Origin of the sequence: Streptomyces changanensis (assembly GCF_024600715.1) — a bacterium.
In the GTDB taxonomy this organism is placed as follows: Bacteria; Actinomycetota; Actinomycetes; order Streptomycetales; family Streptomycetaceae; genus Streptomyces; species Streptomyces changanensis.
In genome coordinates this window covers 6,609,919-6,632,198 of record NZ_CP102332.1, presented here as the reverse complement: position 1 = coordinate 6,632,198, position 22,280 = coordinate 6,609,919, and the positions used below count along the sequence as shown (strand labels likewise).

Genomic DNA, 22,280 nt, shown 5'->3' with positions numbered 1-22,280 from the left:
GTCTGGGAGCATGCCGCAATGCGTGACACCCTCGAACAGTTGGTCGTACGGCACACCCACCGCGTCCCCCTCCCCGCGCAGGCCGTCGGACGCGCCGTGTCCGCCACAGCCGCGGGCCCTGCCGGCCAGGGTGCCGTCGCGGCACGGCAGTTCGACGCCGCGCTGATGTCGGTGGGCTTCAAGCTGTCCGCGCGGGTCCTGGAGCACTTGTCGGGGCTGTCCGAGGGTACGGTCGTCGACACCGCCGTCCGTACCCTGCGCACGGTCCGTCAGATGGTCGGCGACCACGTCGAACACAACGTCTACTTCGTCGACTTCCCGGCCAACGTCCCCGACACCCTCGACTTCTGGCTGGGCTGCATCGCCGAGGCCCTCACCGACGACCGCGTGCGCGACAGCACCCTCGTCCGGCTGAGCGAGGGTGTGGTGGACCTGCTCACCCTGCCCTCGTACGGCCGTTACCGCCACACGTACGCCGAGGTGCTCGCCGCGCACGACGAGTTGGCCCCCGCCCTGGGCGACCGCACGACGGTGCTGCACCCGGGCGGTCCGTTGGAGGACGAGGTCACCGCGCTGTACCTCGCGCTGGCCGGGAGCAGCACCCCGCTCGGCGAGGACGCCCTGGGCGACCTGCGGTTCCTCGCCGGGCACTGCGCGGACGGGCCCCAGCCGGCGGCGATGCCCGTCCGCGAGAACCGCGCGCTCGTCAACCGGGCCCGGCTGGCGGTCGGCGCGGAGCCGCTGCTGGACACGGTCACCGACGTCCTCCGCCTGGCCTGCGCGCTGTCGGACGGTGACGTGACCCTCCGGGAGCCGACCCGGTTCCGCGCGCTGTCGCGGCCCGTGCGCCGAGCGCTGCTCGCGGGTCTGGACGCGGTCGTGGCGGCTTCCCCCGACAAGCTCGCCGACGTCACGGCGCACCGGGAGCCCTTCAAGCGTCTCGGGGAGCGCCTGCACCCGCACGAGTACCCGCGCTGGCCGCGCGCCGCCGACGTGTTCGCCGTCGCGCGCGGCGAGAAGGAAGCGCGGTCCTTCGACAGCCGGGTCGAGGAACTGCTCGGCGCGAACGACGTCCTGGGGGCGGTACGCCTGCTGAAGGCCGCGCCGGGCCGGTTGTTCCGGTCCGTGGACCGGCTGCTGCGCGTGGCCGCCGCCCAGGAGGAGCGTGACGCGGTGGTGGCCGCGGCCGAGGAGGTCGTGGGGCAGGTGTCGGGCCGGGTGGTGTTGTCGGTGCGGGAACACCTGCACAACCGCGCCGGGGTGACCGGGGAGCGCCGGGTCTTCGTGGGGCGGTCGGGTCGTGCCCGGGTCGCCCACGACGCCCGCCCGCCCGTACCGCCGGCGGAGCGCGAGCGCTTGACCGCCGCGCTCGACGACGAGGTGCGCCGCCGGCTCCCGGCCGTGGACCGGCTGCTCGTCGACCCCGACGTGCTCGACGTGGCCCTCCCCCTCAGCGGCAAGGCCACCACGTCCGGTCTGGGCGTCCTGCCCCGGGGCTCCCTCTCCCCCGTCGACGGCGAGCTGCTGCGCTTCTTCACGTACTGGAGGCAGACGGAACGCAGCACCGACTACGACTTGTCGGCGCTGATGCTGGACGCCGACTACGGGACCGTCGGCTGGCTCTCCTACACCAGGCTCACCGAGGTGGAGGGCGAGCACTCCGGGGACATCACGGACGCGCCCGACGGTGCCTCGGAGTTCATCAACCTGCGTCTGGGCGCCGTGCGCGGCGCGTTCGTCGTCCCCCAGGTGAACATCTTCTCGGGAGAGGGGTTCGAGGAGGCCGCGGAGTCGTTCTTCGGGTTCATGCTGCGGGACGCCGAGCAGGCGGGCCGCCCGTTCGAGCCGCGCACGGTGCGGATGAAGTCGGAGCTGCGCGGGACCGGCCGGGTCGCGCTGCCGCTCGTGTTCCTGCGGGGACCCGACGGCCGGTGGCGCGCGAAGTGGCTGCACCTGTACCTCGACGGCCACCCGGAGGCCAACCGGGTCGAGGGGAACAAGGCGTCGGTGGCGACGCTGCTGCGCGGCATCGTCGAACGCGACTACCTGACGGTCGGCTACCTCACCGGGCTGCTGGCCGAGAGCGGCACGACCGTGATCCGCTGGGACGGGACGGCCGTCCCGGACGGCCCCGTCACCTTCGTCGGCCTCGAACGGCCGGAGGGGTTGCACCCGGGGTCCCGGGTCATCACCCCCGGAAATCTCCGCGACGTGATCCCGGACTGACTGTTACCGTGGGCGGTGGCGAGGCCATGAAGGGGCTTCCTCCTCATTCCTCATGATCCAGTCCCTCCGCTTTCCTCGCCCTCGACTTCGGCCCTCCGGCACCGAACGGTGCCGGAGGGCCGCGTCGTCTCCCGGCCCGGCCGGTCGCTGCTCCCCGTCAGCGGCATCGGGCTCACGACGAGCGGAGCGACGGTGGCCACACCCAGTACGAGCGTGAGCCGACGGCCCCTCGGGACCATGCGGGGATGCCGGTCAGTCGAGGTAGTCCGCGCGCCCCTCGTCGTCGAGTGCGAAGGGGCCTTCGGGGATGACGCAGAATTCATTGCCCTCGGGGTCGGCCATCACCAGGAACCCGCCGCCGGCGTACTCGTCGAGTCGGCGCCCGCCGAGCGCCTCGACACGTTGCTGCTCCGCGGGCGGATCGGGTGAGGTGATGTCGAAGTGCATACGGTTCTTGACCGATTTGGGCTCGCCGGTTCGCTGGAAGCCCAGGCCCAGACCGTTCTCCCGCCGCAGCCACACATAGGGCCCCACACGTCCTACGACCGGCCTGCCGAGCAGCCCGGACCAGAACGCGGCAAGCCGCTCGGGGTCAGCGGCATCGACGATGAGGGTATGGATGCGCATGGGTGCGTCCGTCATGCCCTGATCCTCTCAGGCCACACAGGACCGCTCGGCGTCGCCAGCGCCCGCGCCGCGTACGGCCGCTGACGGCACGTCCGGCCGGCCGTCGAACCGCTGAGGGGCGTGAGGACCGGTACTGCAGCCGGAGTTCGGCGTGGGGACCAGCGGTGTCCCCGTCGTCAGTGGAGCCGGTCGAACGCTGCCGAGACAGAACGCCCGCACGCGGTTCGGCGGGTTCGGGAGGGCGCGGGCTCCGGCGTGTCACTCGTGACGGTTGCCCGCGCGTGCCGTGCGCCCGTGCCACCACCACGGTCGGGCATTCTGGCCGTATGCACGCCTATCGGGTCGCCACCACTCTGGCCGCGGCCACGCTCACGCTCGCGGGCTGCACCTCGGTCCAGGCCGACCACCCCGCACCCCCGCCGGTTCTCGCGGAGGTACCCGTCACCGACGGGCCCCCCGCGCCCATGCCGCCGGTCCCCGCCCCGGCTCCGGCCGCCGCGCGCGAGGAGCTCGCCGGCGCCGGCCGGACCCCCTCGCCCCTCCCCCGTCCGAAGGTCGCCCCGGCCGACGAGCCCGCCCCTCCGCAGGCCCGCGTCCAGCGGCCGCGGCCCCCGCGCGCGGACGCACCGGGACCGCGGCACGCCGCCGCGCCCCCTCCGCGGCCCGCCGTGGCACGGCCGGCCGCCCCGCGGGATCCGGCGGGCCGGAGTCGGCCCGAGCCCCGCAGCAGCGTCCCGATGCGTGAGTTGTGCACGGCGGCCCATGGCACCGTCGACCCGGCGATCGTGGCACTCTGCCGACGCAGCTACGGCTGACGGTCGCCCGGTCCGGCCCGGCGGGGCGGGAAGGCCCGGCGGGGCGGGAAGGCCCGCCGCGCCGGTCGGCGCGCCCGCCCGGCGGGCGGGGCGGGCGTCGGCACTGTGCTGCTCATGTGGCCGAGCGGGCAGCGAGGACGGTGTCGCCGCGCTTGCTGCGCGCCGTTCCGAAGACGAGGTCCCAGTAGGGGCAGCTCACGCCGAACCCGACGCTGTCGTCGCGGAAGTGGTGCTGCACCTGGAGGAGGAGCCGGCCGACTTCCTGCGCCGTCAGGCGGTGCTGCCGGCGACGACAGGAATTCCAGGTGGCCGACCTCGCCCTGGCCAGTCTCCTCGGCGGGGACCGCGCCGGTCCTCACCCCCAAGGGCAAGGCCCGTCCGGCCTCGGGCCCGTAGCGCCACGCCGCGAGGGGTACCGTCCTGCCGTCCCACAGCCGGCCCCGCACCAGCAGCGCCGCGTACCCGTGCACCAGCGTGCGCAAGGCCTTGCGCCGCACCGTCTTGCGCCGACGCGTCTTCCCGGGCAGCCCGAACTCCGATCACCACACGCACACCGGCCCGCGCGCGGACGACGGCTTGCCGGCACTGAGGGGCTACGGACACGGCCGTGACGGGCTGTCACCCCGGTCGATGCGTCCAACGATCAAGGGCCCCCGCGGCAACACCACCACGGCCCACGGTCGTCCGCCGCCGTGCGGGGACCGGTACGACAAGGCGGGCGGCGTACACGTCAGTCCGGACGCGGTGCACGACGGCCCGGACGCGGTGTGCGGTGGCCGGAGCGACGCGGGCGGGGTACGAGCGACGCGGACAGTGGCCGGAGCGACGCGGACGGTGGCCGGAGCGACGCGGACGGTGGCCGGAGCGACGCGGACGGTGGCCGGAGCGACGCGGGCGGGGTACGAGCGACGCGGGCGGGGTACGGCCGGCCGGTCTGCCCAGCCGGTGGCGGGACTCCCGGACGGGTCTCAGGGCCGCTCCGCGGTCAGGTAGCGCTGGATCGTCGGAGCGAGCCAGGCGATCAGCTCGTCGCGCCCCATCGTGGCCGCGGGCGGGAACCGCAGCACGTACCGGGCGAGCGCCATGCCGAGTATCTGCGAGGCCACGAGCGCGGCGCGGCGCGGGGCGTCCGCCGGGTCGGGGCAGACGCCGACCACCATCGGGCCCAGCTGGGCCTTGAAGATGTCGCGCATGCGCTCGGCACCCGCCTCGTTGGTGACACCGACGCGGAGCATGCCCGTCAGCACGTCATCGCTCTCCCACCGGTCGAGGAAGTGCGTGACGAGGACGGTGCCGACGTGCCGGGCGGGCACCGCGCCCAGGACCGGTATCCGCAGGTCGATGTCGGAGGCCGCGGCGAACAGCCCCTCCTTGTTGCCGTAGTAGCGCATGACCATCGACGGGTCGATGCCCGCGTCGCGGGCGATGGCCCGGATGGTGGCGCGCTCGTAGCCGTCGGCGGCGAACCGCTCGCGGGCCGCCTCCAGGATCGCGGCGCGGGTCGTGTCCGAGCGGCGTGTGGTGCGGCCGGAGGCGGGGGCGGCCGGCGAGGCGTCGGGGGCTTCTTGCTTCACGCCGACGAATGTAGGCCAACAGGTGTTGACGTGCCAGTCCCGGTCCGCCTAGCCTTGCCAACAAGCGTTGACCAACGGACGTTGGCCAACGGTCGTTGACTTGCTGGGTCGACTCGAGGAGGCAGGCATGACCAGGACCGGCACGGCCGATCAGCCGAACACCGACGTCGGTGCGCAGACGGACACGGACGTCGTCGTGGTGGGTGCGGGCCCCACCGGGCTCCTGCTCGCCGGCGACCTGGCCACCGCAGGGCTCCGCGTGACACTCGTGGAGCGCCGCCCCCGCACGACCGGCAACCTCACACGCGCCTTCGGCGTCCACGCCCGGACGCTGGAACTGCTCGACGCGCGCGGACTGGCGGACGAGCTCGTCGCAGGCGGCACGGCCCTCACCCGGCTGCGCCTGTTCGGCCGCCTGACGCTCGACCTCTCGCGGCTGCGTTCCCGATTCCCCTACCTCCTCGTCACACCGCAGTACGAGGTGGAACGCCTGCTGGAGCGCCGAGCCCGTGCCGCCGGAGTGGAGTTCCGTCACGACACGGCACTGCGCGCCCTGCGCCAGGACGCCGAGGGAGTCACCGCCGAACTCGCCCCTTCGGGGGACGTGGGGGCGGGCGGACGGCTGCGCGCACGCTACCTGGTCGGCACGGACGGCGTCCGCAGCACGGTCCGCGAGCTGGTGGGACTGCCGTTCCCCGGCCGCTCCGTGGTCCGTTCGCTCGTCCTGGCCGACGTCCGACTGACCCGACCGCCCGGGGACACACTGACCGTGGACGGCGCCGGCGACGCGTTCGTGTTCGTCGCCCCGTTCGGTGACGGCTGGTACCGGGTCATGGGCTGGGACCGCCGCCGCCCGATGCCGGACGACGCACCCGTCGACCTCGCCGAGATCCGCGGCATCGCGCGGCGGGCCTGCGGCTCGGACTTCGGGATGCACGACGCCCGCTGGACATCGCGCTTCCACAGCGACGAGCGGCAGGTCCCGACGTACCGCGTGGGCCGCGTCCTGCTCGCCGGGGACGCGGCCCACGTCCACTCGCCCGCCGGCGGCCAGGGGATGAACACCGGCCTCCAGGACGCCGCCAACCTCTCCTGGAAGCTCGCCGCCGTACTGCGCGGAGACCCGAGCGACCCCGAGGCGCTCCTCGACAGCTACCACGCCGAGCGGCACCCGGTCGGCACCGCCGTCGTCCGGGGCAGCGGGGCGGTCATCCGCCTCGCCATGGCCGGCACCCCCCTCCGGCGCGCCGCCCGGACGGCCGTGACGGGCCTCGTCACCACGGTCCGCCCCCTCTCCACCCGGGTGACGGAAATGCTCAGCGGGATCGGGGTGTCGTACGCCGCAGCCCGCGGGGCGCACCCCCTCGCCGGGCGGCGCGCCCCGGACCTCTCGCTCGCCGAGGGCCGCTTGTACGAGTTGTTGCGCGAGGGCGCCTTCGTCCTGGTCGCCCCGCAGGGCGACCGCCCGGCCTCCCCTGAGGTCACCGCCGCGGCCGGCAGGGTCGTTCGCGCCACGTGGGCACACCCGGATCGCCACGGCGCCCTGCTGGTCCGCCCCGACGGCTACATAGCCTGGGCGCGTGACTGAGGCGCGTCGGTCGAGACCGCGCCACGGCGCGTTGAGGACGCGTCAGGTCCCATCCGGGCCGGGTGGCCCGGTCGGGGCGGCCCGGTCGGGGCGGGTGGGGCCGCGGGAGGAGCGGTTGGCGGTCGGTCCGGGTCGCCGGGGCAGCGGGGGCGGGGTGCCCGGTCGGGCGCTGGTGGGGCCGCACGGGAGAGGGGTGGATCGGGGCGGTCCGTGGGCAGGGGTCGGGGCCCCGGGCGGCATGGGGCCCCGCCCCCTCCGGTCCGTCCGCGTCAAGCCGGCGTCCGCGTCTTGGCGGTGGCGGAGCCCGTGGCCGCGCCCGTGGCCGCGCCCGTCTGGGTCGCCCCCCGGGTGACCCGGTGGCGGCGGGTGGGCAGGCCGAGGGTGGGGTTGGCGACGCCCCAGACCGCGCCCTTGCAGACCAGTTCCTTGTACAGGGCGGCGAGCCGGCCGGTCAGGGCGGCGTTGACGGACCGGTCGTCGGCGGTGACGTACTGGATCAGGCCGTCGCTGCGGCCCAGGGAGATGCACTGGTTGAAGTAGCGGATGTGCCCGGTCGGCAGCTTGCCGCCGGTCAGGCGTGCCGCGATGGCGTCGGCGGCCTTCCACGCGGCCGGCGTGCCGGAGGCACAGGACATGCGCAGCGGCTTGTCGCCGGGGCCCATCGCCATGGCCGCGTCACCGACGGCGTACACGTCCGGGTGGGAGACCGACCGCATGGTGTCGTCGACCACGATCCGGCCCGTGCCGCTGACCTCCAGGGCGGTGGCCCGGGCGATCGGGTGGACCGCGAAGCCGGTGGTCCACACGGTCACCGCGGCGGGGACGGCCCGGCCGTCGGAGGTGCTGACGCGGTCCGCCTCGACACGGGTGACGGCCGCGTGCTCGTGCACGGTGATGCGGAGCTTGCCGAAGACCTTCCCCAGGTGCCCGCGGCCCTTGTCCGAGAGCCAGTCGCCGAGGCTGCCGCGGGTGACGAGGGCGACGGCGAGGTCCGGGCGGGCCTCGGCGATCTCCGTGGCCGCCTCCAGGCCGGTGAGACCGCCACCGACGACGACCACCGGCTGCCCTGCGTTCAGGCCGGCCAGCCGCTGGCGCAGGCGGAGTGCTCCGGGTCGGCTCGCGAGCTCGTAGGCGTGTTCGGCGACGCCGGGGACGCCCTGGTCGTCCCAGCCGCTGCCGAGGGCGTAGACGAGCGTGTCGTACGCCAGCGTCTCGGCGGCGCCGTCCACGCCGGTGACGGCGACGGTCCTGTGGTCGACGTCGACGCCGGTGACCCTGCCGAGCCTCGGCTCGACACCCGTGCCCGCGAACATCTCACCGAAGGGCCGGGGCGCCAGGTGCCGGCCGACCGCGAGCTGGTGCAGGCGGACGCGCTCGACGAAGTCGGGTTCGGCGTTGACGAGGGTGATGGCGACGTCGTCACGGTGGAGCCGCTTGGCGAGGCGGCCGGCCACGATGGCACCCATGTATCCGGCGCCGAGAACGATGATGCGGTGCTGCATGTCCATGCTCCTGTCTGCGGGGCCCGGCCCTGCTCTTGCGGGTTGCGCCCCTTGAACCGGGCAGCCGGCCGCTTCCTGACAGGAACGTGGTGTGAAGCGGCTCACATCGAGGTCGGGACGGCTCGCGGCGGGTCCGGAAGCACGCCCCGTACCGCGGTCAGAAGGCGTGGAAGAGGGGCTCCCCGCGGTCGGTCGCCGCCCACACCTCGGTGGCCCGCCGGAGCTTGTCCGGGTTGACCTGGTTGCGGAACGCGACGATGCCCTCCGCGGTGACCTCCAGGCAGATGACGCCGACGACCCGGCCGTCGAGGACGGCCACGATGGCGGGGCCGCCGTTGGCGGTCGTGGCGTGGATCCCGGGGGAGCCGCCGATGATGGCGCGCTTGGACTGCGCCGGCTTGAACAGGCCCCGCATGAACCTCGCGACCGCCAGGGCGCCGTCGATCGACCCGGCCCGGGCCGGGACCTTCCCGCCGCCGTCGCCGATCGAGAAGGTGTCGGCGGTGAGCAGCTTCACGAGCGGCTCGGTCCTCCCGCTGGTGGCGGCCGACAGGAACTCCTCGACGATCCGCCGGGCGGCGGCCTCGTCGACCGGGGTGCGGGACCTGCCGTCCGCGAGGTGCTTCCTGGCACGGTGGAAGACCTGCTGGCTGGCCGCCTCGGTGATGTCGAGGATCTGGGCGATGTCCCGGTGCGGGTAGTCGAAGGCGGCCCGCAGCACGTAGACCGCGCGCTCCTGGGGGGACAGCCGCTCCATGAGGGTGAGGACGGCGTACGAGACGGACTCGCGCTGTTCGGCGGTGTCGGCCGGGCCGAGCATCGGATCGCCGTCGAGGAGCGGTTCGGGGAGCCACTGGCCCACGTACGTCTCGCGGCGCGCGCGGGCCGAGGTCAGCTGGTTGAGGCAGAGGTTGGTGAGCACCTTCGTCAGCCAGGCCTCCGGAACCCCGACGCGCTCGACGTCGGCTGCCTGCCACCGCAGGAAGGTGTCCTGAACGGCGTCCTCGGCCTCGCTCGCGGAGCCGAGGAGGCGGTAGGCGATGGCCTGGAGGCGGGGCCTCGCGGCCTCGAACCGGTGCACGTCCTTCATGGTCAGCGGCATGGCCGGATCGTAGCGGGGCCACCGGCACGGTGGCGGGCGGGGCGAGGGCCGCACATCCGCCGACGAACGGACCGTCTCGTGGTTGAGATCAACTTCCCCCACGGCCTGCCCCCACACGACACGTTCGAGTACGACTTCGACGACGCCCTCAACGGGGTCGCGCCCAAGACGGGGATCTGCAGCGTCAGCCGCTGACCCCGGCGTCGGACCCCTGCCGTCGGGGTGGCCTTGCTCCCCGGGCGAGGGTGCTTGCTCGCCGAGTGGACGGTGGCCGTACCTCCGGTGCCAGGCCGGACCGTGTCGGGGCCGGACGCCCCGGCGCGGGCGTCCGCCCCCCGACCCCTCTCGCCCGACGAGGCGGCCGGGAGAGGACGGCGGGGGTGACGGTGTGCGCGGCCGTCCTCGCGTGCCCATCCCGCCCCCGGAGCGGCACGAGCCGGCGGGACGCCGACCGCGCCGGCGGGACGCGTTCCGTATGAGCGTCGTCCGGTTCCGTAGGACCGCCGTCCCCCTCATGGCGCGGCGACGGCCTCCGGGGCCCCGAGCGGCTCGTCACGGTTCCTCCCCGACCGGCCGGGCACGCCTCCACCCGCGCCGCCCGCTCGTACAACTCGTTCTTGGTGAGGCCCTCAAGGCCCTCCTCGCCGCCCCGCCGTCCGCCGCACTCCTCCTTCCCCCTCCCGGAGGCCGGTCCTCGTCAGCGGCCGGCGGGCCGCCGACGCGGCTCGCCCTCGGGCCTGCCCGGATGTGCGGACCCCCCGCCCTCGCCGATCCGCTCCGCCCACGGCCGCAGGTTCGGTGGGGGCGCCGCTCTCCGGCGGCGGGCGTCGACCGGCGCCGGCCGGGGCGCGCGGAGAGGCCGCCCCCAGCGGCGGCGGTCACGGACCGTCGCGGTCGGGTTCAACATTCGGACATAGATGTCCGATGAACGGATCAGACCTGGCGCATAACGGTCTTGTTTCGTTCGCTGGGATTTTCGAAGACTACTCCCGGTTATGTGATCTGCATCACTCAACACTCTGCGGCAGCCGTGGTAGAACTACGCAACTCCGCAGGTAGCACCACCCCTCGCCGCCACGCGGAGTGCCGGCAAGCACCGGCAGCACGACCAGGGTGATCACGTTCCGAGTCCGCGGAGCGCGGCCCCCAGGGTCGCCGATCGGACAACGGCGTTCGCTCAAAGACCGCACACCTTCCCGGCGCAACCTCCTCTGCGCCGGTACTGCGCCATCGAGGTAGCCCACCGTGTCACTCGACTCCATCACCACTTCCGTCGACGAAGCCGTCAGCGGATTCTTCGAGCCCATTGCCACCTGGCTCGGCGAGGTCGTCTTCTATTCCGTGCCCGTAGGCGGCACGGCACTCCCCCTCATCGTCGCCTGGCTGGTCGTCGCCGGCCTCGTCTTCACCGCCTGGTTCGGGCTGGTGCAGATCCGCAAGTTCAAACTCGCCGTCGACGTGGTGCGCGGGAAGTACGACGAGAAGGGTTCGACCGGCGAGGTCAACCACTTCCAGGCGCTGACCGCCGCCGTCTCCGGCACCGTGGGACTCGGCAACATCGCAGGTGTGGCGGTGGCCGTCTCCATCGGCGGCCCCGGCGCGACGTTCTGGATGATCCTGTGCGGCCTGCTCGGCATGGCCACCAAGTTCGTCGAGGTCACCCTGGGTGTGAAGTACCGCGAGGTCCACCCCGACGGCACCGTCTCCGGCGGCCCGATGCACTACCTGCCCAAGGGCCTGGCCGAGCGCTTCGGCAAGAACGGCAAGACCCTCGGCAAGGTGCTCGCCGTCATGGCGTCCTTCATGGTCCTGTTCTTCGGCCTCTTCGGCGGCAACCTCTTCCAGGTCAACCAGTCCTACGCCCAGCTCGTCTCCGTCACCGGCGGCGAGGACGGCCTGATGGGCTCGTCGGCCGGCGCGCTGTTCTTCGGCATCCTGGTCGCCGCGCTCGTGGGCATCGTCCTGCTCGGCGGCATCCGCTCCATCGCCAACGTGACCAGCAAGCTCGTCCCCGCCATGGCCGGCATCTACATCGCCGCCTGCCTGGTCGTCATCCTGGTGCACATCACGGCCGTCCCCGCCGCGATCGCCACCATCATCGAGGGCGCCTTCAACCCCCAGGGCGTCGCCGGCGGTGTCCTGGGCGCGCTGATCATCGGCTTCAAGCGGGCCGCGTTCTCCAACGAGGCCGGTCTCGGTTCCGCCCCCATCGCGCACTCCGCGGTCAAGACGAAGCACCCCGCCAGCGAGGGCTTGGTCGCCCTGCTGGAGCCCTTCATCGACACCGTCATCATCTGCACGATGACCGCGCTGACCATCGTCATCGCCAACCCGGCCAGTTGGGCCGAGGCCCGCGCGGGCGAGTCCATCGGCGGCGTCACCATCACCTCCGACGCCTTCGCCACGGTCATGCCCTGGTTCCCGTACATCCTCACCGTCGCGGTGATGCTGTTCGCCATCTCGACCGTGCTGACCTGGGGCTACTACTGCATGAAGGCCTGGGCGCACCTGTTCGGGCGCAGCCAGGCCAGTGAGATCACCTTCAAGGTCATCTACACGCTGTTCGCGGTCGCCGGCACCCTGCTGACGCTGCAGACCCTGATCGACATGGCCGACGCCGTGCTCTTCATGCTCGCCGTCATCAACATCATCGGTCTGTACCTCCTCGCCCCGGTCGTCAAGCGCGAGCTGAACTCCTTCCTGGAGTTCGTCCGGGCCCGCGACGCCGGTGAGATCACCGACGACACCCCGTCCGACGAGGACCAGGAGTCGGCGAAGGCCACTGTCTGACCGCCCCCGGCGGTCCGGCCCCGAGCGGGCCCGTGCACACCACGGCGTGGTGTGCACGGGCCCGCTCGTCGTGCCCGGGGAGCGGATTCCCGCAGGTGAAACGGGGTATGGCGGGAAAGAGACCGTCCGGTTAGGGTGTGAGGAACGCGTCAGCGCCGTGCCCGTGTCCAGGGCCCGCGGACGCGCGGTGTGCCGGGAAGTCTGGTCGGCGTCCTCAGGGCTCGTGTGCCCTCTCTCCCCCCGATTTCCCGGAGGTCCTTTTCATGGCCGACGCCCCGCGCGAGCGTTCCCCCTTCCTCGGACTCCTCCCCTTGCCGGAACGCATGGCCGTGGTCCAGGCGCTGAGGACGGAGACCGTCGGCGGCCTGGTCCTCCTGGCCGCCGCGCTCGTCGCCCTGGTGTGGGCGAACACCCCGTGGAGCGGGACCTACGAGCAGATACGCGACTTCCACTTCGGCATACCGGCCCTCGGCCTGGACCTGTCGGTGGAGCACTGGACGGCCGACGGGCTGCTCGCCCTCTTCTTCCTCGTCGCCGGTATCGAGCTCAAGCGCGAACTGGTCGTGGGAGAACTGCGCACCCCCGCCACCGCGGCCCTCCCCGTCATCGCCGCGCTCTGCGGGATGATCGTGCCCGCCGCCCTCTACGCCGTGACGGTCACGGCCGGCGGCGGCAGCATGGAGGGCTGGGCCGTCCCCATGGCCACCGACATCGCCTTCGCGCTCGCGGTGCTCGCCGTGCTCAGCACCCACCTGCCCGCCGCGCTGCGGGCCTTCCTGCTCACCCTGGCCGTCGTCGACGACCTCGGCGCGATCCTCATCATCGCGGTCTTCTTCACCGACGACCTGAACCTCGCCGCGCTCGGCGGGGCCTTCGCCTGCCTCCTCCTCTTCCACCTCCTCCAGCGCTTCCGCGTGCGCGGCTGGTGGTGGTACGTGCCGCTCGGCATCGTCACCTGGGCGCTGATGTACAACGGCGGTGTCCACGCCACCGTCGCCGGCGTCGCGATCGGGCTGATCCTGCGCACCACCCGCGACGAGGGCGAGACCGCCTCCCCGGCCGAGCGGACCTCCCACCTGCTCCACCCCGTCTCGGCGGGTGTGGTGGTACCCCTGTTCGCGCTCTTCGCGGCCGGTGTGGGGATCTCCGCCGGCGCCCTGGGAGAGGTCTTCACCCGGCCGGAACCGCTCGGTGTCGTCATCGGCCTGGTGGCCGGCAAGACCCTCGGCATCTTCGCCGGCACCTACCTGGCCGCCCGGTTCACCCGGGCGAAGCTCAACCCCGAGCTGGCGTGGGCGGACGTCCTCGCCCTCGCGGTCCTGGCCGGGATCGGCTTCACCGTCGCCCTGCTGATCGGTGAACTGGCCTTCCCCGACGAGGTCGTCTCCGAGCAGGTCAAGGCCGCCGTCCTCGTCGGCTCCGTGCTCGCCGCCGCCCTGGCGGCCCTCCTCATCAAGCGCCGCAACGCCGTCTACCGGCGCCTGTACGAGGAGGAGACCCGCGACGACGACCAGGACGGCATCCCGGACATCTACCAGCGGGCCGGCGCTGCGGAGCGCTGACCGACCGGACGACACGACCGTCCGCCCCCGCCCAGGGCCGGGTTGGCGGGGGCGGGGCGCCCGGGGCCGGGCGGGCGGGGTGGGTGGGGCCCGGCGGGGGTGCCCGGGGCGGGTGCGGGCCGGCCCGTGCCCGTGCCCGTGCCCGTGCCCGAGTTTCACGGGGGGTGACGTGTTCCTCCGCGGAACGCGCACGGATCATGATCCCCATGACGCACACTTCACGGCGCGGCCTGCTCACCCTCTTCGCGGCGTCGGCCGCCGCCCTTCCGCTGAGCGGCCTCGTCGCCACCCCGGCCCAGGCCGCCCCGCCCACACCCGCCCCCGTCGACCCCTTCCCCGGCCCGGCCGGCCTGACGTCGGCACGCTCCTCCGTGACGCTGCCGCCGCTCGACGCCTCCTACTTCGCCCCGGTGACCCTGGCGGCCCCGCTCACCGCCACGGTGCTCCCCGGCACCCCGGCCCGTACCGAGGTGACCTCCGGCGGCAAGCGCGTCGCCGTGCTGACCCGCGGCGCCCGGACCGTCGTCCTGCCCGGCCCGACGCGCACCTTCACCGAGAACAAGAAGCCGTTCGTGGACGACTTCGCGCGCACGCTGCCGGACACGTCCCTCCCGGTCGGGGACCGCCAGTACTGGGGCACGTCCTGGGGCGGCGGAAGATGGTCCGCCCTCGGCCCCGCCGACACCGACTACTCGGTCATACCGGGCACCGGAACCATCGCCCTGACCACGGATTACGCCAGCCGGCACGCCACCCTGCGCGATGACGAGATCACCGACGTCGACGTGCGGACCGTGGCCCGGTTCGACAAGGTGCCCACCGGCCAGGCCTGCTCGTACGCCCTGTCCTTCGGCTACCAGGACACCCACAACCACTACCGGGCCCGGCTGTCCTTCCTCACGTCCGGCGCGGTCGAGCTGCGCGTCGAGAAGGAGGTCGCCGACGCGGTCACCCAGCTGACGACGGCCGTCACCCTCGCCACGGGCGTGCCCGCGGGCACGGACTGGACGATCCGGGTACGCCGCCAGGGCAGCCGCATCCAGGTCAAGGCGTGGCGTTCCGCCTCCGCGGAGCCGTCCGCGTGGGCCGTGGACGTCACCGACGCGACCTTCGCCAAGGGACGCGTCGGGCTGCGCGCGCTCGCCAACCAGGGCTGCACCAACCTCCCCGTCAAGCTGCACGTCAGCCGGTTCGAGGTGAACGCGGCGAACTGGGCGACGCCGCCGAGCGTCACGCACGGGGAGTGGGTGCGGGTGCTCCCGGAGCCGTTCGACGGCACCTGGACCCCGGCGCTGGAGCAGACCATCCGCGGATGGGCCGGCTCCACGGTGCCGGACGTCCTCGCGTACGCGGCGATGTTCCTCGCCGGCGCCCCCGCGGTGACGAGCGGCGCCGGACCGGCCAAGGACAAGCAGGTCCTCGGCGCCGCCGGGTACGGCTACCTGGACCCGCAGGGTTACTGCTACGAGGGCGCCGACTTCCACGAGTACATGAACGTCGGCTGGACCTTCCCGGACGGCGCCCACACCGGCCCGTCCAGCAAGCAGGTCGGCAACCTCGACTGCTCCGGCTACACGCGCATGGTGTACGGCTACCACATGGGCGTCCCGATGGCCGCGGGCGCGGACACGTCCGGGACCCGCATCCCGCGCAAGTCCCGGGACATGGTCGAGTACGCGCCCGGCGTGCGCGTCGACCGGACCGGCGACGGCACGACCCCGCCCGCAGCGGCCCAGCTCCAGCCCGGCGACCTGGTGCTCTTCAACGCGGACTCGGGCGACGACAACGTGACGGTCACGGTCGACCACGTCGGCATCTACCTGGGCAAGGACGCGGCCGGGAAGCGGCGCTTCCTCTCCAGCCGCAAGACGGCCAACGGGCCCACCATGTCGGACCTGGGCGGCCCCTCGCTGCTGGACGGCACGGGAACCTACGCGAGGAAGCTGCACACCGTCCACCGCATCTGACGCCTCGCCCCTCCGGGGGCCCGGGCGGCCGACCTCACCCGCGTGGGCACCGGATCCTGGGGCGAGGCTTCCCCGGACCCTGGCCGGTCCGGTCCGGGGCCGGGGCCGGGGGGAGGGGCAGGCGCCGCCGCCGGCCCCCACCGCCCAAGCCCGGCCCGCGCCCCGGGTGCCGACCGGGGCCCCGACTGCCGCCCCCGCTCATCCGGCCGGGCGGGGGGCGGGGTGGAGGCCGAGGCGGTCCTCCTCGCCACCGGCCACCGTCCCGCTCCGCCCCACCTCGCCGGTCCCGACGGCGCCCTGGCCGCCGACCGGGCGTCCGCGGCACCGCGGAGGCATCACGGGTCGCGGTCCCACGGCCGGCGCTCGTCAGGCGGGAGTGGCAGCGCACCTGTCGTCGAGCGCGCTGCGCGGAGTGGGAGGGGACGCGGACCGCGTCACCCGGCGGCCGGCCGCCCGCCTCGTGCGCCGGTGACCGGTCCGGCCGTCGCCTCCCCGTGACGGGGTCCTCCGTGACCGGGTCCGCCCCGGGACGGTGCATCGAGCGGGGGCGGGGCGCCCGGGGACCCGGCGGTAGGCTCACCGTTCGTGAGTGTCGCGCGATCCGTCTCCCTGTTCGTCCTCGCCGCCCTGTTCGAGATCGGCGGCGCGTGGCTGGTGTGGCAGGGCATCCGGGAGCACAAGGGCTGGATCTGGATCGGTGCCGGCGTCCTGGCGCTGGGCCTCTACGGCGTGGTCGCCACCTGGCAGCACGACGACGACTTCGGCCGCGTGCTCGCCGCCTACGGTGGCGTCTTCGTCGCCGGGTCGATCGCGTGGGGCATGGTCGCCGACGGCTACCGCCCCGACCGCTACGACGTCACCGGCGCCCTGATCTGCCTCGCCGGGATGGCCGTGATCATGTACGCGCCCCGCGGCCACTGACCCGGTCCCGCCTTCCCCGCCAGGCCGGCGGCGGCGCCCCTGCCCGGACGCCGCCGACCACCACGGCCCCGTGACCGGTCACGGGGCCGTCGTCACCGCGTCCGCGGCGAACCTCCTCCGCCAGGCGAGCGCGACGTAGACCAGGCCGATGAGGACCGGGACCTCGATGAGCGGCCCGACGACGCCCGACAGGGCCTGGCCGGAGGTGACGCCGAAGGTGGCGATGGCGACCGCGATGGCCAGTTCGAAGTTGTTGCCGGCCGCGGTGAACGCCAGGGTCGTGGTGCGGTCGTAGGCCAGGCCCAGGCCCTTGCCGAGGAGGAAGGTGCCGAAGAACATGACGGCGAAGTACACCAGCAGCGGCAGCGCGATACGGGCGACGTCCAGCGGCTGGGAGGTGATGGTCCTGCCCTGCAGGGCGAACAGGATGACGATCGTGAACAGCAGCCCGTACAGCGCCCACGGCCCGATCTTCGGCAGGAACCTCGCCTCGTAGTCGGCACGGCCCATCGTCCGCTCGCCGACTCGGCGGGTGAGGAAGCCGCCCAGGAGCGGGACGCCGAGGAAGATGACCACGTTCAGGGCGATCTCCCCCATCGAGACGTCCAGGTGCTCGCCCGCGCCGAGGCCCAGCCAGCCGGGCAGCAGGTCGAGGTAGAACCAGCCCAGCAGGCCGAACGCGACGACCTGGAAGACGGAGTTGAGGGCCACCAGCACGGCGGCGGCCTCGCGGTCGCCGCAGGCGAGGTCGTTCCAGATGATCACCATGGCGATGCAGCGGGCCAGTCCGACGATGATCAGGCCGGTGCGGTACTCGGGCAGGTCCGGCAGGAAGATCCACGCCAGGGCGAACATGATCGCCGGGCCGAGGACCCAGTTGACGACCAGGGAGGAGATCATCAGCTTCCGGTCGCCGGTGACGGCGTCCAACCTGTCGTAGCGGACCTTCGCCAGGACCGGGTACATCATGATCAGCAGGCCGAGCGCGATCGGCAGGGAGACCCCGCCGACCTCCACCTTCGCCAGCGCGTCGTTCAGACCCGGAATCAGCCGACCGAGTCCGAGGCCGACCGCCATGGCCAGCAGGATCCACACCGCGAGGTAGCGGTCGAGGGTGGAGAGCTTCCTGACGATCGACTCGCCCCCGCCGCCGACCGGACCGGGGGCGGCGGGGGTGGTCTCGGTGGGGGTCACGGGCAGGCCCTCTTGTTCGCGGAGGCGGTACGGGCGGAGGCGGCCAGCTCGGCGAACTGCTCGGAGAGGCCGGCCAGGAGGTCGGGCTTGAGCCTGTAGTAGGTGAAGCGGCCGCAGGGCTCGGTCTCCACGAGGCCGGCCTCGCGCAGCACCTTCAGATGGTTGGACAGATTGGTCTGCTTGGCTCCGGTCTCCTCGACGAGGTGCGTCGTGCAGAGCGTCTCGCGCGCCAGCAGGGCCACGATCCGGAGGCGGAGGGGATCACCCAGCGCCCGAATCACATCAGGATCGACTGAAGTCAGCATGCGCTGATACTGTCACATCATCGTCCGCTGACACCAGCGGATGCTGAAGTCATCGGCGGCCGGTTCCGCCGTGCGACGGGAGAGAACGATCACCATGGCCGAGAAGCCGTCCGTCCTGTTCGTCTGCGTCCACAACGCCGGGCGCTCCCAGATGGCCGCCGCCTGGCTCGCCCACCTCGCCGGGGACCGGGTCGAGGTCCGCTCCGCCGGCTCCGCGCCGGGCGCCGCCGTCAATCCGGCCGCCGTCGCGGCGATGGCCGAGGTGGGGATCGATATCTCCGCCGAGGTCCCGAAGGTTCTCACCGTCGACGCGGTGAAGGCGTCCGACGTCTGCATCACCATGGGCTGCGGCGACACCTGCCCCGTCTTTCCGGGCAAGCGCTACCTGGACTGGCAGCTGGAGGACCCGGCCGGCCAGGGCGTCGAGGCGGTCCGCCCGATCCGCGACGAGATCAGGACCCTGGTCGAGCGGCTCATCGCCGAGATCGCCCCCGAGCCGACGGCCTGAACGACCCGCGCGGGCCGGCCGGCCCCCGGGGCGCGGTGCCGCTTGCCCCGTCTCGTCGGCCGCCACCACGCGTTCGTCCCACCGTGGGCGGTCGGCACCGCCGGGCGGCCACCCGGCGTCGGCGTGGACGCGCGGCGGACGCCGGCTGCGGACCCGCACGGACTCCGCCTGCGCCGGCGCCTTGCCCGTCGATGCCCGGAGGGCGGCCCTGCTCGCCGTCGCCGCTGACGGCGCGGGGCGCGAGCCCGAGGGCCGCGAGGTCCGGGCCGGGGCCGGGGCCGGGGCCGGGGCCGGGAAATTCGCTTCGGGTGGCGTGGGTGCGGGCCTATGGTGGCGCGGTGAAGACTCAGGTGATCATGATCAACGGTGGTTCCAGCTCGGGGAAGTCCGGGATCATCCGCTGTCTGCAGGCGGTCCTGCCCGATCCGTGGCTGGCCCTCGGGACGGACACCCTCGTCGAGGCGATGCCGGCGTCCCTGCAGACGTCGGAGGGCGGCATCGGTTTCGCCGCGGACGGCGAGGTGGTCGTCGGTCCGGAGTTCCGGAGGCTGGAGGCCGCGTGGATCGAGGGGGTCGCCGCGATGGCCCGCGCCGGCGCCCGGGTCGTCGTCGACGAGGTGTTCCTCGGCGGGGCGTCCTCGCAGCGGCGGTGGCTGGACGCCCTGGACGGGCTGCGGGTGCTGTGGGTCGGTGTCCGGTGCGACGCCGCGGTGGCCGCGGGCCGCGAGGTCGCCCGGGGCGACCGGACGGTCGGGATGGCCGCCACCCAGGCGGAGTCGGTCCACCGGGGCGTGAGGTACGACCTGGAAGTGGACTCCACCCACGCCGAGGCGATGGAGTGCGCGCGAGCCGTCGCCGCGCATGTCGTGTGACCCGCCGTCCGGCCCTGCGCTGCCGTGCTTCCCCTGCCGCGGGGCCGGGACGGGAGGCCGGGGCGATGGTGGCGCCCAGCGGGTACGGCGGGATCGGGCGGGCGTTGCCGCAGGGGGCAGGGCTGCGCATACGGGGGCCCATTCCACGACGTACGGGGGCGGTTCATGACGGTGGTGCGCGCGACGGCACCCGATGGTGCGGGTGGAGGACCTGCGCCGCTCGTACGGCTCCGGGCCCGCCGCCGTACACGCCCCGCGCGGGGTGTCCTTCGAGGTGGCGCGCGGTGAACTGGTCGCGCTGAAGGGCCGGTCCGGCTGGGGCGAGACGACGCCGCTCAACCTCGTGGGCGGTCTCGACACCCCGGACGGCGGCCGGACCACAGTGAACGGCACGGACCTCGCGGACCTGGGCGAGGCGGGGCTGTCGGAACTGCGGCGGGACCGGGTCGGCTTCGTCTTCCAGTCCTTCGGGCTGCTCCCGATCCTCACGGCCGCCGAGAACGTCGGCGTGTCGATGCGGCTGCGCCGGACCGACCCGGGCCGCACGCGAGGAGAGCGTGCGGCTGCTGCTGCATGGTGGGGCTCGCCGACCACGCCGAGCAGCGGCCGACGGGGCTGTCCGGCGGCCGGCAGCAGCGTGTCGCCATCGCGCGGGCGCTCGCCAACCGGCCGGCGCTGCTCCTCGCGGACGAGCCGACCGGCCAGCCGGACGCGGAGACGGGCCGCGCCCATGGTGGAGCTGTTGCGGGCCGTGGTCCGCGGCGAGGGTGTGACCGCGCTCGTGGCGACGCACGACGCGCAACTGCCGGACCTGGCGGACCGGGTGACTCCGGTACGGCCCCGTGCCGGCGGAACGTCAGCCTCCGCCCGCGGCCGCCGCCCCACCCCGCCGACCTGCGACGACACCCCGACACAATCAAGATCACAGATGTCCGTCCGCTCGGATACTCTGCATGGGCTCCACCGGCAGGGGACCTGCGGACGGCCCCCGGCCGACCCTCCCCGGCCGGCTCTGCCACCCGACTGACGAAAGAGGACACCCATGCTGCGTACCCGTCCACGACCCACGTGGATGGCCGTCGGCCTCGCCGCGGCGATAGGCGCCGGTCTGCTGTCGACCAACACCGCGAGCGCCGCCATCGGCACCCCCGACACGAGCGGCGCGTTCGCCCACACCGCCCAGGTCACCGTCGGCGACCCGTCCGACGCCCGCGGCTGCTCCGGCACGCTGGTGGCTGCACAGTGGCTGCTCACCTCCCAGAGCTGCTTCACCACCACGCCCGGCACCGGCATCACGCCCGGTCAGCCGGCGGAGGCGGTGAAGGTCACCGTGGGGGGTCAGGGCTTCACGGTCGCCGAGCTGTTCCCCCGCACCGACCGGGACGTCCTCCTGGCGCGGCTCGACCGCCCCGTCACCGGCGTGACCCCGGCCCGGCTCGCCGGCAGCGCCCCCGCGCCGGGCACGGCGCTCACCGCCGCCGGGCACGGCCGCACGAAGACCCTCTGGGTCCCGGACAAGGTTCACACGGCGGCCTTCACCACCACGTCCGCCTCGGCGACCGCCCTGGCCATCGAGGGCGGCCAGACCGGCGACGCCATCTGCCAGGGCGACGCCGGTGGCCCCGTGAGCAACGCCGCGGGCGAGGTCGTCGCCCTCTCCAGCCGCTCGTGGCGCGCCGGTTGCCTCGGCACCCCCGAGACGGAAACGCGCAGGAACGCCGAGGCCGCCCGCGTCGACGACCTCCGCCAGTGGGTCATGGACGTCCGCGCCGCGCAGCCCGGCTGGAAGTCCCGGAGCTTCGTCCAGACCGACCGGGGCGTCTTCCAGGGCGTCCGGCTCGCCGACGGCACCTGGACCGACTTCCGCGACGTGGAGGCGGAGGCCGGCAGCATCGGCGGCACCCTGGCGTCCGCCTCGGCCGTCGCCGCGGCGGGCATCGACCGTGACACCCACGTCCTCGCCATCGACGGTGCCGGAAAGCTGCGCCACGCCATCCGCAAGGCGGACGGCTCGTGGACCGCGTTCGGTGACGTCGGTGCCGTCGCCGGTGTCCTCGGCAACCTGAAGCAGGTGTCCGCCGTCTCCATCGGCCGCGAGCTGCACGTGGTCGCGCTCGCCGACGGCAAGGTCTTCCACACGCGCCGCGACGCCGACGGCCACTGGTCCCGGTTCGGCAACGTGCTCGGCGCCGCCGGCCCGCTCGGGACGGTGACGTCCGTCTCCACCGCCAGCGTCGGGGGTCAGCTCCAGACCGTCGCGGTCACCGGGGGCAAGCCGTACCACACCGTCCGCGACACCGCCGGGCAGTGGACCGCCTGGGGCGACATGACCAAGGCGGTGGGCGTCACCGGCCCCGTCTCCTCCGTCGCGATCGCCGGGGTGGGCACCGACGCGCACGTCGTCATCGCCACCGACAACGGCACGAAGCAGTACCACACCCTGCGCAGCGCCTCCGGCAGCTGGACCGTGTACGGCAGCCTCGCGGGCGTCCTGGGGACGGTCACCGCGAAGTCCGTCAGCGCCGCCCACGTCAACGGGGAGCTCCAGGTGGCCGCCGTGACCGCCGACGGCAAGCTCCTCCACACGACCCGGCACGCCGACCGCACCTGGGCCCCGGCCGTCCAGGTCGCCCTGACCGGCGCCACCGGGGCGCCGATCGGCCTGAGCATCACCGGCACCCTCTGATCCACATCCGACCGCCCGGCCGTACGGCGTCCCCACGCCGT

16 protein-coding genes and 1 pseudogene are annotated in these 22,280 nt (G+C 73.7%); 10 read left to right on the top strand and 7 right to left on the bottom strand.

What is annotated here, in order from left to right:
* Window positions 1–18 precede the first annotated feature (18 nt).
* On the top strand, window positions 19–2,226 hold the full coding sequence (locus NRO40_RS29155) for a TerD family protein (protein ID WP_058940988.1): 2,208 nt from the start codon (window positions 19–21) through the stop codon (window positions 2,224–2,226).
* Window positions 2,227–2,478: 252 nt separating this feature from the next.
* Here the strand turns inward: NRO40_RS29155 and NRO40_RS29150 are convergent, their stop codons facing one another.
* The 3 genes from NRO40_RS29150 to NRO40_RS29135 form a co-directional block, all read right to left on the bottom strand.
* Window positions 2,479–2,868: a VOC family protein gene (locus tag NRO40_RS29150; RefSeq protein WP_058940989.1), complete on the bottom strand. Its 390-nt coding sequence runs from the start codon at window positions 2,866–2,868 to the stop codon at window positions 2,479–2,481.
* 912 nt (window positions 2,869–3,780) lie between these two features.
* Window positions 3,781–3,906: a hypothetical protein gene (locus NRO40_RS29140; RefSeq protein WP_257375551.1), complete on the bottom strand. Its 126-nt coding sequence runs from the start codon at window positions 3,904–3,906 to the stop codon at window positions 3,781–3,783.
* 730 nt (window positions 3,907–4,636) lie between these two features.
* Window positions 4,637–5,242, bottom strand: a complete 606-nt coding sequence (locus tag NRO40_RS29135; RefSeq protein WP_058940991.1) for a TetR/AcrR family transcriptional regulator — start codon at window positions 5,240–5,242, stop codon at window positions 4,637–4,639.
* Window positions 5,243–5,369: 127 nt separating this feature from the next.
* Between NRO40_RS29135 and NRO40_RS29130 the strand changes: the two genes are divergently transcribed.
* Window positions 5,370–6,830 carry an FAD-dependent oxidoreductase gene (locus NRO40_RS29130; protein ID WP_058940992.1) on the top strand — a complete coding sequence of 487 codons (1,461 nt, stop codon included), beginning with the start codon at window positions 5,370–5,372 and terminating at the stop codon, window positions 6,828–6,830.
* Window positions 6,831–7,099: 269 nt separating this feature from the next.
* Here NRO40_RS29130 and NRO40_RS29125 read toward each other — a convergent pair whose 3' ends face one another.
* Window positions 7,100–8,332 (bottom strand): NAD(P)/FAD-dependent oxidoreductase, encoded by a 1,233-nt coding sequence (locus NRO40_RS29125; protein ID WP_058941024.1) that lies wholly within the window; start codon window positions 8,330–8,332, stop codon window positions 7,100–7,102.
* A gap of 157 nt (window positions 8,333–8,489) precedes the next feature.
* Window positions 8,490–9,434, bottom strand: a complete 945-nt coding sequence (sigJ, locus tag NRO40_RS29120; RefSeq protein WP_058940993.1) for an RNA polymerase sigma factor SigJ — start codon at window positions 9,432–9,434, stop codon at window positions 8,490–8,492.
* Between the two features lie 1,245 nt (window positions 9,435–10,679).
* On the opposite strand from sigJ, the gene NRO40_RS29115 reads away from it, so the two are divergent.
* The 4 genes from NRO40_RS29115 to NRO40_RS29100 all read left to right on the top strand — a co-directional run bounded on the left by NRO40_RS29115 (window position 10,680) and on the right by NRO40_RS29100 (window position 16,674).
* Window positions 10,680–12,224 carry an alanine/glycine:cation symporter family protein gene (locus NRO40_RS29115; protein ID WP_257375550.1) on the top strand — a complete coding sequence of 515 codons (1,545 nt, stop codon included), beginning with the start codon at window positions 10,680–10,682 and terminating at the stop codon, window positions 12,222–12,224.
* Window positions 12,225–12,487: 263 nt separating this feature from the next.
* Window positions 12,488–13,786 carry a Na+/H+ antiporter NhaA gene (gene nhaA, locus NRO40_RS29110; protein ID WP_058940994.1) on the top strand — a complete coding sequence of 433 codons (1,299 nt, stop codon included), beginning with the start codon at window positions 12,488–12,490 and terminating at the stop codon, window positions 13,784–13,786.
* A 206-nt stretch (window positions 13,787–13,992) separates the two neighbouring features.
* Window positions 13,993–15,753, top strand: a complete 1,761-nt coding sequence (locus tag NRO40_RS29105; protein WP_058940995.1) for an NlpC/P60 family protein — start codon at window positions 13,993–13,995, stop codon at window positions 15,751–15,753.
* A gap of 585 nt (window positions 15,754–16,338) precedes the next feature.
* Complete coding sequence (locus NRO40_RS29100; protein WP_058940996.1) at window positions 16,339–16,674, top strand: YnfA family protein; 336 nt, start codon at window positions 16,339–16,341, stop codon at window positions 16,672–16,674.
* A 78-nt stretch (window positions 16,675–16,752) separates the two neighbouring features.
* On the opposite strand, the gene arsB is transcribed toward NRO40_RS29100, so the two are convergent.
* Both arsB and NRO40_RS29090 read right to left on the bottom strand, forming a co-directional pair.
* Complete coding sequence (gene arsB, locus NRO40_RS29095) at window positions 16,753–17,868, bottom strand: ACR3 family arsenite efflux transporter (protein WP_058940997.1); 1,116 nt, start codon at window positions 17,866–17,868, stop codon at window positions 16,753–16,755.
* Complete coding sequence (locus NRO40_RS29090) at window positions 17,865–18,173, bottom strand: ArsR/SmtB family transcription factor (RefSeq protein ID WP_058940998.1); 309 nt, start codon at window positions 18,171–18,173, stop codon at window positions 17,865–17,867. The genes arsB and NRO40_RS29090 overlap by 4 nt, the downstream gene beginning before the upstream one ends.
* 94 nt (window positions 18,174–18,267) lie before the next feature.
* Here NRO40_RS29090 and NRO40_RS29085 point away from each other — a divergent pair, with 94 nt between their 5' ends.
* The 4 genes and pseudogenes from NRO40_RS29085 (at window position 18,268) to NRO40_RS29070 (ending at window position 22,239) form a co-directional block, all read left to right on the top strand.
* A complete protein-coding gene (locus NRO40_RS29085) occupies window positions 18,268–18,681 on the top strand; it encodes an arsenate reductase ArsC (RefSeq protein ID WP_058940999.1) in 414 nt (137 codons plus the stop codon).
* A gap of 356 nt (window positions 18,682–19,037) precedes the next feature.
* Window positions 19,038–19,553: a chloramphenicol phosphotransferase CPT gene (gene cpt / locus NRO40_RS29080; protein WP_157901801.1), complete on the top strand. Its 516-nt coding sequence runs from the start codon at window positions 19,038–19,040 to the stop codon at window positions 19,551–19,553.
* A 193-nt stretch (window positions 19,554–19,746) separates the two neighbouring features.
* Window positions 19,747–20,379, top strand: a pseudogene (locus tag NRO40_RS29075) (ABC transporter ATP-binding protein); the annotation flags it as partial.
* A gap of 216 nt (window positions 20,380–20,595) precedes the next feature.
* Entirely contained in the window at window positions 20,596–22,239 is a 1,644-nt protein-coding gene (locus NRO40_RS29070; RefSeq protein ID WP_079046865.1) for a S1 family peptidase, read from the top strand.
* Window positions 22,240–22,280: the final 41 nt, after the last annotated feature.

What these genes read in the sequence shown, in the direction of transcription:
- NRO40_RS29155 (WP_058940988.1), top strand. Translation starts at nt 19, where the DNA reads ATGCGTGACACCCTCGAACAGTTGGTCGTACGGCACACCCACCGCGTC.
- NRO40_RS29150 (WP_058940989.1), bottom strand. Translation starts at nt 2,868, where the DNA reads ATGACGGACGCACCCATGCGCATCCATACCCTCATCGTCGATGCCGCT.
- NRO40_RS29130 (WP_058940992.1), top strand. Translation starts at nt 5,370, where the DNA reads ATGACCAGGACCGGCACGGCCGATCAGCCGAACACCGACGTCGGTGCG.
- NRO40_RS29125 (WP_058941024.1), bottom strand. Translation starts at nt 8,332, where the DNA reads ATGCAGCACCGCATCATCGTTCTCGGCGCCGGATACATGGGTGCCATC.
- sigJ (WP_058940993.1), bottom strand. Translation starts at nt 9,434, where the DNA reads ATGCCGCTGACCATGAAGGACGTGCACCGGTTCGAGGCCGCGAGGCCC.
- nhaA (WP_058940994.1), top strand. Translation starts at nt 12,488, where the DNA reads ATGGCCGACGCCCCGCGCGAGCGTTCCCCCTTCCTCGGACTCCTCCCC.
- NRO40_RS29105 (WP_058940995.1), top strand. Translation starts at nt 13,993, where the DNA reads ATGACGCACACTTCACGGCGCGGCCTGCTCACCCTCTTCGCGGCGTCG.
- NRO40_RS29090 (WP_058940998.1), bottom strand. Translation starts at nt 18,173, where the DNA reads ATGCTGACTTCAGTCGATCCTGATGTGATTCGGGCGCTGGGTGATCCC.
- NRO40_RS29085 (WP_058940999.1), top strand. Translation starts at nt 18,268, where the DNA reads ATGGCCGAGAAGCCGTCCGTCCTGTTCGTCTGCGTCCACAACGCCGGG.
- cpt (WP_157901801.1), top strand. Translation starts at nt 19,038, where the DNA reads ATGATCAACGGTGGTTCCAGCTCGGGGAAGTCCGGGATCATCCGCTGT.
- NRO40_RS29070 (WP_079046865.1), top strand. Translation starts at nt 20,596, where the DNA reads ATGCTGCGTACCCGTCCACGACCCACGTGGATGGCCGTCGGCCTCGCC.